General features: G+C 68.8%; 14 protein-coding genes. 5 read left to right on the top strand and 9 right to left on the bottom strand.

Annotated elements, in window-relative coordinates; genetic code table 11:
• Positions 1-14 precede the first annotated feature (14 nt).
• From RKE50_RS07455 to RKE50_RS07420, 8 genes are all read right to left on the bottom strand, one after another.
• On the bottom strand, positions 15-1,418 hold the full coding sequence (locus RKE50_RS07455) for an aspartate kinase (RefSeq protein ID WP_502937885.1): 1,404 nt from the start codon (positions 1,416-1,418) through the stop codon (positions 15-17).
• Between the two features lie 35 nt (positions 1,419-1,453).
• Positions 1,454-1,858 (bottom strand): ectoine synthase, encoded by a 405-nt coding sequence (locus RKE50_RS07450; RefSeq protein ID WP_350035578.1) that lies wholly within the window; start codon positions 1,856-1,858, stop codon positions 1,454-1,456.
• A gap of 41 nt (positions 1,859-1,899) precedes the next feature.
• Entirely contained in the window at positions 1,900-3,204 is a 1,305-nt protein-coding gene (gene ectB / locus RKE50_RS07445) for a diaminobutyrate--2-oxoglutarate transaminase (RefSeq protein ID WP_350035577.1), read from the bottom strand.
• Positions 3,201-3,758, bottom strand: coding sequence for a diaminobutyrate acetyltransferase (gene ectA / locus RKE50_RS07440; protein WP_350036491.1), 558 nt, complete (start codon positions 3,756-3,758; stop codon positions 3,201-3,203). Before ectA ends, ectB begins: the two co-directional genes overlap by 4 nt.
• Positions 3,759-3,943: 185 nt before the next feature.
• Complete coding sequence (locus RKE50_RS07435; protein ID WP_350035576.1) at positions 3,944-5,152, bottom strand: acetyl-CoA C-acyltransferase; 1,209 nt, start codon at positions 5,150-5,152, stop codon at positions 3,944-3,946.
• Positions 5,149-6,381 (bottom strand): acetyl-CoA acetyltransferase, encoded by a 1,233-nt coding sequence (locus RKE50_RS07430; RefSeq protein ID WP_350035575.1) that lies wholly within the window; start codon positions 6,379-6,381, stop codon positions 5,149-5,151. Before RKE50_RS07430 ends, RKE50_RS07435 begins: the two co-directional genes overlap by 4 nt.
• Positions 6,378-8,033: a class I adenylate-forming enzyme family protein gene (locus RKE50_RS07425; protein WP_350035574.1), complete on the bottom strand. Its 1,656-nt coding sequence runs from the start codon at positions 8,031-8,033 to the stop codon at positions 6,378-6,380. Before RKE50_RS07425 ends, RKE50_RS07430 begins: the two co-directional genes overlap by 4 nt.
• Position 8,034: 1 nt before the next feature.
• Positions 8,035-8,952 (bottom strand): NAD(P)H-dependent flavin oxidoreductase, encoded by a 918-nt coding sequence (locus tag RKE50_RS07420; RefSeq protein WP_350035573.1) that lies wholly within the window; start codon positions 8,950-8,952, stop codon positions 8,035-8,037.
• A 181-nt stretch (positions 8,953-9,133) separates the two neighbouring features.
• Here RKE50_RS07420 and RKE50_RS07415 point away from each other — a divergent pair, with 181 nt between their 5' ends.
• From RKE50_RS07415 to RKE50_RS07395, 5 genes are all read left to right on the top strand, one after another.
• Positions 9,134-10,654 (top strand): carotenoid oxygenase family protein, encoded by a 1,521-nt coding sequence (locus RKE50_RS07415; protein WP_350035572.1) that lies wholly within the window; start codon positions 9,134-9,136, stop codon positions 10,652-10,654.
• Positions 10,655-10,657: 3 nt separating this feature from the next.
• Positions 10,658-11,638 (top strand): winged helix-turn-helix transcriptional regulator, encoded by a 981-nt coding sequence (locus RKE50_RS07410; protein ID WP_350035571.1) that lies wholly within the window; start codon positions 10,658-10,660, stop codon positions 11,636-11,638.
• Complete coding sequence (paaN, locus tag RKE50_RS07405) at positions 11,635-13,326, top strand: phenylacetic acid degradation protein PaaN (protein WP_350035569.1); 1,692 nt, start codon at positions 11,635-11,637, stop codon at positions 13,324-13,326. The genes RKE50_RS07410 and paaN overlap by 4 nt, the downstream gene beginning before the upstream one ends.
• Positions 13,327-13,392: 66 nt before the next feature.
• Complete coding sequence (locus RKE50_RS07400; protein ID WP_350035567.1) at positions 13,393-14,013, top strand: dUTP diphosphatase; 621 nt, start codon at positions 13,393-13,395, stop codon at positions 14,011-14,013.
• On the top strand, positions 13,997-14,908 hold the full coding sequence (locus RKE50_RS07395; protein ID WP_350035566.1) for a hypothetical protein: 912 nt from the start codon (positions 13,997-13,999) through the stop codon (positions 14,906-14,908). Before RKE50_RS07400 ends, RKE50_RS07395 begins: the two co-directional genes overlap by 17 nt.
• Here the strand turns inward: RKE50_RS07395 and RKE50_RS07390 are convergent.
• Positions 14,905-15,192 carry a 4a-hydroxytetrahydrobiopterin dehydratase gene (locus RKE50_RS07390; protein ID WP_350035564.1) on the bottom strand — a complete coding sequence of 96 codons (288 nt, stop codon included), beginning with the start codon at positions 15,190-15,192 and terminating at the stop codon, positions 14,905-14,907. The two genes, RKE50_RS07395 and RKE50_RS07390, sit on opposite strands and share 4 nt — an antisense overlap.
• Between the last annotated feature and the right edge of the window lie 17 nt (positions 15,193-15,209).

The raw sequence follows: 15,209 nt of genomic DNA, 5'->3' as shown, positions 1-15,209 counted from the left end.
GCTTCAGTTCCGCATCAGGACGCGAGGGAGATAGCGCGGCCGTGATCGATTGGCTCCACCAGCCTGCGGTGCAGCGCCACGACGGCGCGCTCGTAGTCGTTCTCGTTGACCACGAACTGCATATCCACCTGGCGGCGGGACTGGTGCATGGCCAGCACCGAGACCGAATCGTCCGCGAGGGCAGTGACCGTGCGCGCGAGGATGCCGGGAATCTGCATATCGCTGCCGATTGCCGAGACGATCGCGACTCGCTGCTGATCCAGCTCGGCGCTCGGGAACAGCGCCTCGATCTCGCGGCGGATCCGCTTCACGGTCTTCAGGTTGCAATTGAGATAGTGGGTGATCGTGTTGGCGTTGATGTCCTTCGACACGATGCCAGCCTTGAAGCGCCGGATGATCGCGAGAATCTCCTGGTCATGGCGGCCCACCTGGCCCGCCATCTCCTGGTCGAAGACCTCCAGCGCGTAGACGCCGCGGCGGCCGGCGATAATCTCCACGCAGGGCGTGCTGCTCACGTACTCGGACGTGATCAGCGTACCCGTGTGTTCCGGCTCGAAGGTGTTCTTCACGCGGAGGGGAATGCCGCTCTGGCGGAGGCCCTTGGCGGCCTTCGGATGAATTGCCTCCATGCCGAGATTGGCAAGCTGGTCGGCCACGTCGTAATTGGTGCGACCAATGGGAACGACTTTGTCCTCCCCGACGACCTTCGGGTCGGCGCTGGAGAGATGGAACTCCTTGTGCACCACGGCTTCGCTGGCGCCGGTTATGACGGCCAGGCGGCTGAAGGTCATCTCGCTGTAGCCGCGGTCGAAGCTCGCCATGAGGCCGTTGTCGCTGTGCGCGTACCCGGTGACGATGGGCATGGTCGTACTCACGTCGATTTCCGCCATGGCCTCGCGGATGCGGTCGTCCAGCGGCAGGTGCTCCTCGCTGCGCCAGGCCGTGAGGTCTACGAAGCAGGCGTTGACACCGTCGCGCTGCAGCAGCTGCGCGGTGTTCCAGGCGCTGTGAGCCTCGCCGAGGCTGGCGAGCATCTCGCGCACCGTGTCCAGGTGGGCCTCCAGGCTGAAGTGGCCGTGGTCACACAGCTTGGCCAGGTTCTGCAGGCAGGCTTCCGCCGAGTACAGGCGCTCGTCGATAAAACCGTTGGCGCGCTTCGTCTCGGCCGGATCCTCGAACAGCTCGGCGTTCAGGGCGTGCATCTCCTCGCGCAGCGTCTCGAACTCCTCGCGCCAGGACGAGTCCTGCTGGCTGCCGGAGAACAGGGCATAGACGCCAGGCCGACCACTCTTCTTGTGCTCGAGCAGGCGGTTCGTGATGCCGCCGTAGGCGGAGACCACGAACACGCGACCGTAGAGATTGTCACTTTCGCCACCGTGCAGGAAGATGTTGTCGCGGACTGCGCGGTAGTCGAGCATCGACGTCCCGCCGATCTTCTCTACCGTGTGGGTATTCACGCGTCGATCTCCTCCGCGTCCAGCTCGTAGGCGCCTTCCGCGTTGTGTACTTCCTTGCCCGACAGGGGCGGGTTGAACACGCAGGCCATGGTCATTTCGCTGAAGGCCCGCAGGATGTGCTCATCGTGCTTGTCGAGGATGTAGAGCGTGCCGGGGGCAATCGGGTACTTCTTGCCGTCCGCCAGCGTCTCCACCTCGCCTTCACCGCTCACGCAGTACACCGACTCCAGGTGGTTCTTGTAGTGCATGCGGAAGTCGGCACCGGCGTAGATCGTGGTGATGTGGAAGGAAAAGCCCATGTTGTCGTTCCTAAGCAACATGCGCGTGCTTTCCCAGTTGTTGTCCGGCGACACGATGCGCCGGCCGGAGGCTTGCGCCTCCGCCAGGGTCCTTACAATCATTCTTGGCTCCTATTGCTTGCAGGTCGGTGGCTGCGGCGCCTTCAGGAGGCGCGGCGCAGCTCGAACACTTCCGTGGCTTCGGGCATTTCGTCGGTCTCGGCGCAGACCTCGGCCACGGCTTTCTCGAGGATGTCGAGGCCCTTGGTCAGGTTGGCGTCCGAGATCGTCAGCGGGCAGAAGATCTTGATGACCTCGTCATCGGCACCACAGGTCTCGATGATCATGCGCTCTTCGAAGCAGTGCGCGGCGATCTTGCCGGCGAGGTCGCCAGAGACGCAGTTAAGCCCCTGGAACATGCCGCGGCCGCGGACGGAGAAGTGGCCCTCGCCGTACTCGTCCGCCATGCGCTGCAGGCGCTTGGCCACGTAAGCGCCCTTGCGCTTCACGCTGTCGCTGAAGGCGTTGTCGGACCAGAACTCGTCGATGGTCGCCTTCGCCGTCAGGAACGCCATGTTGTTGCCGCGGAAGGTGCCGTTGTGTTCGCCGGGCTTCCACTGGTCGAGTTCCGGGTGCAGCAGCACGATGGCCATGGGCAGGCCGTAGCCGCTGATGGACTTCGACAGGGTGACGATATCCGGCTTGATCCCGGCGCCCTCGAAGCTGAAGTAGGTGCCGGTGCGGCCGCAGCCTGCCTGGATGTCGTCCACGATCAGCAACATGTCGTGCTTGCGGCAGACCTTCTCGAGGTTGCGCAGCCACTGGGCAGAGGCGGCGTTCACGCCACCCTCGCCCTGCACGGGCTCCACGAGCACTGCCGCCGGGTGGTCGATGCCGGAACTGCCGTCCGAGAGCAGCTTGTCGAGGTAGGCCGTGGTGTCCACGCCCTTGCCGAGGTAGCCGTCATAGGGCACCCGGGCGATGCCGGCGAGCTGCGTGCCCGCGCCGCCGCGGTGATGCGCGTTGCCAGTCGCCGCCAGCGGCCCGAGGCTCACGCCGTGGAAGCCGTTGGTGAAGGACACGATGGTTTCCCGGCCCTTGACCTTGCGCGCGAGCTTCATCGCCGCTTCCACGGCGTTGGTGCCTGTCGGGCCGGTGAATTGCACGCGATAGTCGAGGCCGCGGGGCTTGAGGATCTTGTCCCGCAGCGTTTTCAGGAATTCCGCCTTGGCACGGCTGTGCATGTCGAGGCCGTGGGTGATGCCGTCTTCGGCAATGTAGGCGAGGAGCTTCTCCTTGAGCACGGCGTTGTTGTGGCCGTAGTTCAGGGCACCGGCGCCGGCGAGGAAGTCGAGGTAGGCGTTGCCGTCCTCGTCATAGATGTGTTCGCCCTGGGCGCGGTGAAAGACGCGCGGGAAGGAGCGTGCATAACTCTGAACTTCCGATTCAGTTTCCTTGAAGATGTTCATGCCGTGTTCCTCTCGTCATTGCGTTGTTCTTTAAAGGTGGATTCTCTGTCCTCGGCCGCCGCGAAGGGGCCGATGCGGACCAGCTGTTCGCTGTCGTGGGCGCCGCCGAAGTGCCGGTCCCGGTCGAACCAGTCGCTGTCAGCCAGCGGCGCATCGCGGGACTCCGCGAGCTTGCGGAACAGCCCCCAGGAGGCGTCGTTGTCGGGCGTGATGCTCGTCTCCATGTAGCGCACGGCCCGGCAGGCGGGGCGCTCGAGGAGATGCTGGAGCATGCGCAGGGCGAGGCCCTGGCCGCGGGCCGCGGCGCCGACCGCCACCTGCCAGATGAACAGGGTGTCCGGCTGCGCCGGGACGAGGTATCCCGAGATACACCCCACCACTTCGCCGTCCTGTTCCGCGACGACGGTGGTCGCCGCGAAGTGGTCGCACTGGAGCAGGTTGCAGTAGAGGGAATTCTCGTCGAGCGGGGGGCACTCGCTGATCAGGCGATTGACAGCTGCGCCGTCGTCGATTGTCGGGCCCCGGAGGCTTGCGGTCTTCCGGGGCCCATCGATATTTTCGGGTGTAATGGTTTAGTCCCAAATCAAATTTGTCCCAAATGATACAGGAATCAGGGCAAAACGCAAGTAAGTTGCCGATTTAGAACATTTTTTTAGGCTGAGGTCGCAGAGTGGCGCGGCCTACAATACTTTTATTACAAAGTAATTACGGCGGGTTTTCGGGCAAGTCCGGCCGGCGTCTAGGCGACCGTTACCCGCTCGATCAAAAGGGCACTGCCGCTGCCCGCCGCCCCGGCGGCGGCGACCAGGCCGCGCTCCAGCCCCCGGCGCTCGAGCTCGTCGAGGAGGGTGATGGCCATGATCGCGCCGGTGGCGCCCATGGGGTGGCCGAGCGCGATCACGCCGCCATTGACGTTGAGCGTCTCGTCGGGGATGCCCAGGCGCTCCCGGGCGACCACGGAAACCGCCGCGAAGGCCTCGTGGATCTCGAACAGGTCGACATCGTCGACGGTGAGGCCCGTGCGCGCCAGCAGCGCCTCGGTGGCGGCCAGGCACCCGGTCAGTACCTGCAGCGGGTCCGCCGCCACGGTGCAGGCAGCGCGGATGCGGGCGCGCGGAGCCAGGCCCAGGCGCTCGCCGAGGGCGGCGTCGCCCACCAGCAGCAGCGCAGCACCGTCGGCCATGGCGGGCGAATTGCCCGCCGTGTGGATGTGCTCGATTGCCGCGAGCTGCGGGTTGGCGGCGAGCTGGTAGGCGTCGACACCGGCAGCACCGGCCTCGGCAAAAGCCGGGGGGAGGGCGGCCAGGTCCTCGGCACGCAGACCCTCGCGGATACACTCGTCCACGGCGGCCGTGCCCGTCGGGGTCTCGATCGGCACCTGGGAGGGTGCGAAGTAGCCCGCGTCCCGTGCCCGCGCCGCGCGCTCCTGGCTGGCCAGGGCGACCGCGTCGGCGGCCTCGCGGCTTACGCCGTTGAGCGTCGCGATCAGGTCGGCGCCGCTGCCCATCATCAGCATGCGGCATTCGGCCGCGAAGGCCGGGTCCAGAAAGACGCGTGCCTTGTCGGCGAGCATGGGCACCCGCGACATCATCTCGACCCCGCCGGCAAGCACGGCGCCCGCCTCGCCGCCGCGGACCTTCAGCGCCGCGAGGCCCAGCGCGTCGATCCCGGAAGAGCAGTATCGGTTCACGGTGATCCCGGGTACGTGATCGGGCCAGCCGGCGTGCAGTAGCGACGAGCGGGCGATATTGCCCGCCTGCTCACCGTGCTGGGTGACGCAGCCGAGGATGACGTCGTCGACCAGCGCCGGGTCGAGCTGCGCCCGGGTCGCCAGGGCGCCGTAAAGCCGGCCTAGGAGTGCCTGCGGGGTCAGCGCGTGCAGCCCACCGGTGTCCTTGGCCCGTGTTCGCGGACTGCGCACCCATTCGTAGAGGCAGGCGTCCGTCATTCACCGACCCCCACCACGAAGCTGGCACAGGTGGTCGTGGAGCCGCCCACGTTGAAGGTGAGCAGGTTCTCGGCACCGCGGATCTGGCAGGCACCGGCGCGGCCGCTGACCTGCCGCGCCCCGTCGAGGACCATGCGCACGCCGGTGGCGCCGACCGGGTGTCCGAGACCGATCAGCCCGCCGCTGGCGTTGACCGGGAAGCTGCCGTCCCGGGCGATGCGCCCGTCCTCCACGGCCTGCCAGCCCTGCCCGGGAGGTGTCAGTCCGCTGTGGTCGAGGGCGAGGTACTCGGTGATCGTGAAGCAGTCGTGGGTCTCGAGTCCATCGGCCTCGGTTACCTCGGCGTAGCCGGCCCGGTGCAGGGCATCTTCGAGGGTCTTCGCCGCGTGGGGGAAGACAAGCGGCTGGCCGGCGCTGAGCGCGAGCTTGCGCTCCAGCAGTAGCGGGGCACTGCGGTGGCCCCAGCCCTTGATGCGGGGAAGGTCCGCGAGCGCCAGCCCCTGGCGCTGGGCGTGGGCGCGGGCCACGTTCTCGCTGGCGAGCACCACGCAGGCTGCGCCGTCGGTGATCTGGCCGCAGTCGAGCTTGCGGATGCGGCCATCGACGACCGGGTTGAGCTGGTCGTCCGGGCCGAAGCAGCCGTCGGGAAAGGTCCAGTTGCGGGTCTGCGCATGCGGGTTGTCGCGGGCATTGCCGAAGTTGATCTCGGCGATGCGCGCCAGGTGCTCCTCGCGGATGCCGTAGCGCTGTTCGTACTCCGCGGTGATGCGATCGAACAGGTGCGGCCAGGGGAACTCTGCCTCCTGCGCTTCCTGGCCCTGCCAGGCCGCCGCCCCGAGGTACTCCGCACCCGTGCGCCCGTCGACGTTGCGCATGAGTTCGAGGCCGACCACGCAGGCGACGCTGTAGTGCCCGGCCTCGATGTCGCGCATGGCCGCGAGGATTGCCATGGACCCGGAGGCGCAGGCGGCCTCGTGCCGGGCCGTGGGAATGCCCGCGAGTTCCGGGTAGACGTGGGCGAAGAAACCCCCGATGAGCCCCTGGCGCGAGAAAAGATCGCCGACGAAGTTGCCAACGTGGCCGACCTCGATCTGCGCCGGCTCGATGCCCGCATCGGCGACGCCGGCTTCCAGCGTCTCGCGGAACAGGGCGTACAGGTCCAGGCCCTCGCGGGCCCAGTTGCGGGCGAAGTCGCTCTGGGCACCGCCCAGGATGTAGACGTGGTTCACGCGGGTCCTCCCCGGGCTGCTACCGCAGCCGCCAGTTCATTGCGGACGACCTTGCCGAGCGGGTTGCGCGGCAGGGCGTCGAAGAGTTCGATGCGTTCCGGGGCCTTGAAGCGCGCGAGGCCGCGTTCGCCGAGCCAGTCGCCGAGCGCCTCGACGCTGGGGGCGCTGGATCCCTCGACGAGCACCAGGCAGGCGCAGACGCGCTCCCCGAGGTCCGGGTCCGCGTAGGCGCAGACGGCAGCCTCGGCGAGGTCCGGGTGGCCTTCGAGCAGCGTGTCGAGCTCGCTCGGCGAAAGCTTCATGCCGCCGCGGTTGATGATGTCCTTGCAGCGCCCGACGATGCGGTAGAAGTGGGGCGGGTCGCCGCTGATTTCCACCAGGTCGCCGGTGCGGAAGAAACCGTCGTCGCTGAACAGCCCGCGATTGTCGTGGCCCAGGTAGCCGTCGAAGACCCCGGGGCCGGCGATGCAGAGCTCGCCGGGCCGCCCCGGCTCGTCGATGATGGCGCCGGTTGCCGGGTCGGCCACGCGGGTGCTTAGCACCTCGGCGCCGTAGCCGCCGAAGGGCATGCCGGCCGCCCCGAGCCGTGGAAACAGCTTCGCGCGCTGCTCGGGTGCCGGTGCGCTGTCCGGCGTGGCGAAGAGGGCGATGCCCTCATTGGAGCCGTAGAAGTTCACCACCGGTTTGCCGTAGCTTTCCTCGAAGACCTCGATCATGGCCGGCGACAGCGGCACGGAGCCGGAGCCGATGGCGCGCAGGGCAGTGAAATCGAACTGTTCCCAGAGCGCCGGCTGCTGCGCCAGGCGGTTGAGGAGCGCCGGCGGGGCGATGGTGAAATTGACCGCCTCGTCCTGCAGCTGCGAAAGGTAGAGCGCCGGGTCCAGCGGGTGGTGCAGGACCACGGTGCAGCCGAGCAGCGCCATGGGAAAGAGAAAGCCGCCCAGGGCGGCCATGTTGACGAAGGGGAAGGGCGCCAGCAGCACTTCGCCGGGGCGGTAGCCGCCGGCCGTCTGCGTGGTGCGGCCCTGCACCAGCCACATGTTGTGCGAGCGCGGTACCCCCTTGGGTGTGCCCGTGGTGCCGGAGGTCCAGCAGACGGTCAGGATCTCGTCCGCGTCACCGCCCCAGTCCGCGTCCCCGTCCCCGCAAGCGGCGGCATCGGCGAGCAGCTCGTCGATGGCCCAGGCGGGCAGGTCGCGCAGCGCGTTCGCGGCCTCGTCGAGGAGTGCCCGCTCCCCAAGCGCGCGCTGCCCGATAAAGGCCCGCGGCTCGAGGGTCGCGGCAAAGCCGGCGATCTCGTGGCGCCCGTACTGCACCGCCAGCGGCGACAGGATGGCGCCCAGCTTGCTCGCGGCGGCGTAGAGCAGGACGAGCGCGTGCGTATTCGGCAGCTGCACGAGCAGTGCGTCGCCCCGGCGGACCCCCCGTGCCGAGAGCGCCCGGGCGAGGGCGCTGCTCTCCCGGTCGAGGGCTGCGAAGGTGAGGCGCCGCGGCGTCCCGGCACCGAGCGCCTCGCTGTTCGGCGGGTCCACCACGGCCGCGCGCTCGCCGTGCTCCGCGGCGAGCCCCGCGAGGAGGCTGTGCAGCGTGTCGTCGCCCCAGTAGCCCGCCTCGCGTTCTGCGGCGATGCGCGCCGCGCTGCTCGTTTTCATCTCAGGCGTCTCCCCTGGCGGCGGCATAGTCCCGGGCGAGGTCGTCCACGATGGCGCTGATCGGCTGTACGGCGTCGATGGCGCCGACCCCCTGGCCGGCGGACCAGACGTCGCGCCAGCGCTTCGCGTCCCCGGCCGCGGCAATGACATCGATCTGCCCGGGGCTCGGCATGGCGTCGGGGTCGTAGCCGGCTTGGACGAGACTCTGGCGCAGCCAGTTCGCGCGCACCCCGGTGAGGGCGTCAGAGCAGACGATATCCCCGCTCGAGGCGGCGACGACCATCGCCTTGTAATCCGGGTCTGCCATGCTTTCCTCGCTGGCGATGAAGCGGGTACCCAGGTAAGCATAGTCCGCGCCGAGCACTTCGGCGGCGCGCACGGCGCGGCCGGTGCTGATGCCGCCGCCCAGGACGATGGGGCCGTCCCAGAAACGCCGCACTTCCTGCACGAAGGCGAAGCCGGCGATCTGGCCGGTGTGGCCCCCGGCCCCGGCGGCGACCAGTACCAGCCCGTCCACCCCGGCCTCCAGGGCCTTGGCGGCAAAGCGCGGGTCGATCACGTCGGCGAAGACCCGGCCCCCGTAGCCGTGCACCGCGTCGACCGCTTCCCTCGGGCTGCCGAGGGCGGTGATGACCAGCGGTGCCCGGTAGCGCACGGCGAGCTCGAGGTCCGCGTGGCGGCGGCTGTTGGAGCGGTGCATCATCAGGTTGATGGCCCAGGGGGCGTCATCGGTCGGGCTGACGGCGGCCGTGATCTCCTCGAGCCACTGCGCGAGGTCGGCCTCGGAGCGGGCATTCACCGAGGGAAAGCAGCCGACGATGCCCGCGCGGCAGCTGGCGATGACCATGGCGGGCCCGGACTGCAGGAACATGGGCGCCTGGAACACGGGCAGGCGGAGGCGGGAGAGGCAGTCTGTCATCGGTCGTCCGTAGTGAGTTTCGCGAATAGTAACTTTTGTAATTAGACCTGCAGTCTAGGGCAGCTTGATGCGCCCGGCAAATACCGGGGTGAGCAAAGCCGAGGCCTGCAGAAAGAGCAACTTGCATAACAGAACTGCCGCTCTATACTCGGGCATACAGCCAGCCAGGCAGGAGTTCCCCATGGGCCTTCCCGCACAGCATCCCGAGTACCCCACCGTGAACCACTGCGTCGGGGGCGTTACCCACTTCGACGACGCGCCGGAATGGATCTACGGCCTTGACAACCCCTACCTGCACGGGGTGTACGCACCGGTGACGCAGGAACTGTCCGCGCAGGGCCTGCGGGTCAGCGGTGAGCTCCCGGCAGACCTGGAAGGGGCCTACCTGCGCAACGGGCCGAACCCGCTGCTTCCGCCGAAAAACCGCTATCACCCCTTCGATGGCGACGGCATGGTGCACGGCGTCTATTTCCGCGAGGGTTCGGTGAGTTATCGCAACCGCTGGGTCGGCACCGATGCGCTGGCCGGGGAGCGGGCCCGGGGCAGCTCCGTGTCGCCGGGCGTCATGGGTCCCTTCGACTACAGTGTCTCGCCCTTCGGCATCAAGGACACCTCCAATACCGACCTGGTTTTTTACCACGGCGATCTGGTGTCGCTCTGGTACAACGCCGGCAACCCCTGCCGCCTCGACGGCCAGACGCTGGAAACGCAGGGCGGCTTCGTGCTCCCCGGTCGCCGCCACGCGCGCATGTCGGCCCACTCCAAGGTCGACTGGGCCACGGGGGAGCTGATCTTCTTCGATTACGGCGACGAGCCGCCCTACATGACCTACGGCATCGCCGACCGCGAGGGCCGGCTGGTGCACGAGACGGCCATCGACCTGCCCGGGCCGCGGCTGCCGCACGACATCGGCTTTACCCGGCACTATGCGATCGTTCACGACCTGCCGTTCTTCCACGACATGGACGTGCTGCGCAAGCACCACCTGCGCGTGCTCACCTTCCACCGCGATATCCCGACCCGCTTCGGCATCGTCCCGCGCTACGGCGACGGCGGCGACGTGCGCTGGTTCGAGTGCGAGCCGTGCTACATCCTCCACGTGAGCAACTGCTGGGAGGAGGGCGACTGGGTAATCATGGACGGCTGCCGCTCGGTGAATCCCATGCCGCAGGCGAAGCCCGGCGAGGGCGAGCTGGCCCACATGCTCGCCTACATGCGCCTCGAGGCGAACAACTACCGCTGGCGCTTCAACCTGCGCACCGGCGAAGTGCGCGAGGGCGACATCGACGACCTGAACACGGAGTTCAACAAGACCAACCCGCTCTTCCACGGCGAGAAGAGCCGCTATGCCTACCACCAGCGCATTCCCCTGTCCCACGAGGGCGGTCACACGCTGCGCTTTACCGGCCTGGTGAAGTACGACAACGACAGCGGCTGCCGCTGGCAGTGGGACTACGGCGACGGCGTCTTCGGCAGCGAGGCGGTGTTCGCGCCGCGCCGCGGCGCCGGCCGCGAACGGGCCGAGGACGACGGCTACGTCATCACCCTGGTGACCGATTCGAACAGTTGGCAGTCGGACTGCCTGGTCTTCGATGCCCGCGACATCGAGCAGGGGCCCGTGGCGAGGGTGCACCTGCCGCGGCGCGTGCCCTATGGCTTCCACGCCACCTGGGCGCGCGGCGAGGACCTGTACCGCGCCTGAGCCGTGAGCGTACTCGTTACCCGCGCCAGCTCCATCAACCGGGCGCTGGACGAGGTCGGTGATCGCTGGAGCCTGCTGATCCTGCAGGAGGCCTTCTGGGGCGGCTCTACCTTCGGCGACCTGCTCGCCGCGACCGGCGCCTCCCGCGGCGTGCTCTCGGACCGGCTCAAGTGGCTGCAGGGTATCGACTGCCTGCGCCGCCGCGACGGCCGCTACCGGCTCACCCGCAAGTCGCTCGACCTCTACGACACCGCGCTCATGGCCATGGCCTGGGAGCGCCGCTACCACCCGGTGCCCGCGGCGCAGGACTTCACGCTGCGACACCGCCGCTGCGGCCAGGCCTTCTCCCCGGTGCTGGCCTGCGATGGCTGCAGGGCCGCGGTGGACGGCCGCGCCGTTTCCTACAGCCCCGGGCCCGGCGCGACCACCGACGAGCGCCCGGTGAAGACGCGCCGTCGCTCCACGCTGCCGGCAAGCGCGGTACCGGGTGCCCGCAACGTCTACCGCCACCTGGTCACCCTCGTCGGCGACCGCTGGACCGCGAACGTGATCGCGCTCGCCTTTCACGGCATCGCCCGCTTCGACGATTTCCACCGCGAGCTGCCGGTGGCCACGAACACCCTCGCCGACCGGCTGCGCCTGCTGGAGGATGCGGGCGTGCTTGCGGCCCAGGCCTACCAGCGGCGGCCCCGGCGCTTCGAGTACCGGCTCACCGGGAAGGGGTGGGACCTGTTTCCCTTCTTCCAGACGCTGCTGCACTGGGGTGACCGCTGGTGTGACCGGCACGGCCTCGGCCCGCCCATGCTGCTGCGCCACGATCCCTGCGGCCAGCGCCTTTACAGCCGCGTGCGCTGCGACCAGTGCGGCGAGCCGCTGGAGGCCTACGAGGTCGCCCTGACCTTCGCCGGGGAGCAGGAGCCGGCAGTTGCCACAGCAAGCGCGGAAAAAGGCGCTGCAAACCGTGCAGGAGGCTTTGCACCATGACCACTGACTACCTCGCCCGGCACCGGGCCCTGTTCGACGAGGCGCTGGCCGCCTGCGCGGACCGCCGGCACTTCAGCGGCTGGCCGGAGAACCCGAGCAGCAAGCTCCACGGCGAGGAACCGCCGGCCGCGGGCAGGGCGCGCTTCGAGGCACTGCTGGGCAAGCCGTTCCCGCTGGAGCAGCCGGCGGAGATCGGCCGTATCGGCGAGGAGCTGTCGCCCTACACCCGCGAGCCGCTGGGCATCGGCTACCCGAAGGTCGCCGTGCCGGAACTCTTTGCCGCCATCGACGCGGCGCGCGGCCCCTGGGCGGCCGCGGATCCCGGGACGCGCGTCGGCCTCTGCCTGGAGATACTGGCACGCTGCGGCGAGCAGCTGTTCGAGAACGCCCACGCGACCATGCACACCTCCGGGCAGTCCTACGTCATGGCCTTTGCCGGCAGCGGCGCCAATGCGCTGGATCGCGGGCTCGAAGCGCTCGTCTACGCGCACAAGGCGATGGCCGACGTGCCGCGGACCGGCCGCTGGCAGCGCCAGTTCGGCCGCGACGGCGTCGCCGACCTGGCCAAGCAGTACCGGCTGCGGCCGCGCGGCGTGGGCGTGGTCATCTGCTGTGCGACCTTTCCCCTGTGGAATGCCTACCCGGCGCTCTGTGCGTCGCTGGCCACCGGCAACCCGGTGGTGCTGAAGCCGCACCCGCGCGCGGTGCTGCCGGTGGCCCTGGTGGTCTCGGCCTGCCGCGCCGTGCTGGCCGAAGCCGGCTTCGACCCGAACCTCGTGACCCTGGTCGCGGACACGCGTGCGGAACCCGCGACGCAGGCGCTGCTGGCGCAGCCGCAGACGGCGATCGTCGACTACACCGGCAGCCCGGCTTTCGGCAGCTGGCTGGAACACAACTGCCCCGGCAAGCTCGTGTTCACGGAAACCGCCGGCTGCAACTCCGTGGTGCTCGAGTCCACCGATGACCTCCACGCCACCGCCCGGGCCATCGCCCAGTCGCTGTGCCAGGCCTCGGCGCAGATGTGTACCAGCGTGCAGAACATTCACGTGCCGGCCGGCGGTGCGCGCGTGGGCGGGGAAACGGTGCCGGTCGAGGCGGTGGAACAGGCGCTTTGCGAGGCCGTGGACGGCTGGCTCGCCGACCCGCGCCGGGCGGCCACGCTCTGCGGCACGCTCTTCGACGATTCGGTGCAGGCGACGGTCGATGCCTGCCGCGAGCGCGCGGCGGCCGGCGGCCGCATCCTGCGCGACTCGTGTCCCTACGAAAACCCGGAGTTTCCCGCCGCGCGCACCGCGACGCCGCTGGTGATCGCCGCGGCGCCGGACGATGCGGACTGGTACCGGCAGGAGGTCTTCGGCCCCGTTTCCTTCGTCATCCGCCACGGCTCCGCGGAGGAGGCGCTGGCCGACGCCACGCGCAACGCCCGCGAGTGCGGGGCGATCACGGCGCACGTCTACAGCACGGATGACGCCTTCATCGAGCGCGCCATCGACGCCTACCACGACGCCGGCGCCTCCGTGGCCTGCAACCTGCACGGCATGCCGATCAACTTCGCCGCGGCCTATTCCGATTATCACGTCACCGGCCTCAACCCGGCGGGCAACGCCTGTCTAACCGACCTCGCCTTCGTCGCCGGGCGCTTCCGCATCGTGCAGGCGAAGTGGCCGGCGGCGGCGCAATCGGGCTGAGCGGCAGGCTGGGAGGCCCCCGCAGCCGCTGCTACACTGCGCTCTCCCGTCGACTGGAGACCGGCCGTGCAGCAACAACTCGAGACCATGCTCGCCATGCAGGACCGCATGAATACGCGGGTCCATCCCGAGTGGCGGGAGCAGGGCTTTGCCTGGTACCGGGCGACCTGGATCGAGTGCGCGGAGCTGCTCGAACACTTCGGCTACAAGTGGTGGAAGCGGCAGCAGCCGGCCATGGAACAGGTGCGGCTGGAAATCGTCGATATCTGGCACTTCGGCCTGTCCATGCTGCTGCTCGAGGATGACGACCACGCGGCACTTGCGACCCGCATCGCCGCGGAGATCGAGCACGAGGCCCCGGCCACCGACGACCTGCGCCTGGCCACCGAGGCCCTGGCGGCCGAGGCGCTGGCCTCCCGGCGCTTTTCCGTGACCGCCTTCCGCGATCTCATGCGCACCGCAGAGCTCGCGTTCGAGGATCTCTACACCGCCTACGTCGGCAAGAACGTGCTCAATTTCTTCCGCCAGGACAACGGTTACCAGGACGGCAGCTACCGCAAGACCTGGAGCGGACGCGAGGACAACGAGCACCTGAACGAACTTCTCGGCAGCCTCGACGGCAGCGCCGCGGACTTCCCCGAGCGGCTCTACGTCGCCCTCGGCGAGCGCTATGGCGCCGGGGGCTGACCAACGCGGGGAGGGCGGCCTGCTCTCCACCTCCGCGCTCGCCAAGAAGCTGCACCTCCCGATCCAGCAGCTCTTTGCCACGCTGCGTGACTACGGCTGGATCGAGCGCAGCGGCGACCACTGGCTGCTGACGCCGAAGGGCGAGTTCGAGGGCGGCGCCTACCAGAACAGCAAGCGTTTCGGCCGCTACGTGGTCTGGCCCGAGACCCTCGCCTCCCATCCGCTGCTGGCGGCGATCGAGTCACGGCAGCGCATTACCGCGCGCGGCATGCGCCGCTACTACCCGCAGCTGCACCCGCAAACCATCAACCGGGCGCTGGCGGAGCTCGGCCTGCAGGAGCACACGCTGCTGGGCTGGGAATTGACCGAGCTCGGCCGCCGTTTCGGCGGCCAGCAGGAGGAGAGCGAGGACTCGGGCGCGCTCTACGTGAGCTGGCCCCACGAAATCATCGACGAGGCCGTGGTGCACCGGGAACTGGGGCGTTTCTCCGAGCACGGCGCGCCGCGGGTGGACGACAGCGCCGAGCCGGACCTGTTCGCGAGCTCCGGCCAGGTCGCCGTCGAAGGCTACGCCGGTATCGACGGCCACGTGCTGCACAGCCCGCTGCAGATGCACGTCTGCAACTGGCTCTACCTCGCCCAGCTCACCCACGCGCACGCCCGCAGCCTGCCGGTGGACGAGACGCTCTGCGCGGACTTCTATCTGCCGGCGGGACGTATCTACATCGACTGCTGGGAAGCAGACGTGCCCGCCGGCGAGCTCAGCGGCCGGCTGCGCAAACGCGACATCTACGAGCAGCTGGGGCTGCGCAGCATAGAGATCAATGCCCGGGACGAGAGCCGCCTGGACGAAGTCCTCGGCCGGCGCCTGCTCGAGTTCGGCTTGCGCTTCTAGCCTTCCCCCGCGCAGCGGTCGATCGCCTCGGCCAGCTTCAGGTCGAGCTCCGTCAGGCCGCCGGCGTCGTGGGTCGACAGCCCGATGCTCACCGAGTTGTAGACGTTGCTCCACTCCGGGTGGTGGTTCATCGCCTCTGCGCAGAGCGCTACCCGGCTCATGAAGCCCCAGGCAGCGTTGAAATCAGCGAACTTGAAGTCCCGGCGCAGGTGGTCGCCGTCGCGGCGCCAGCCGCTGAGCTTGTCGAGGGCCGCCTCGACGGCGGCATCGTTCAGCCGTTCCATGGAAACCTCCGTCACTG

This window comes from Pseudohaliea sp. (assembly GCF_040217025.1).
GTDB lineage: Bacteria > Pseudomonadota > Gammaproteobacteria > Pseudomonadales > Halieaceae > Pseudohaliea.
The sequence above is the reverse complement of the archived record's forward strand: the minus strand, read 5'-3'. Positions and strand labels throughout refer to the sequence as shown.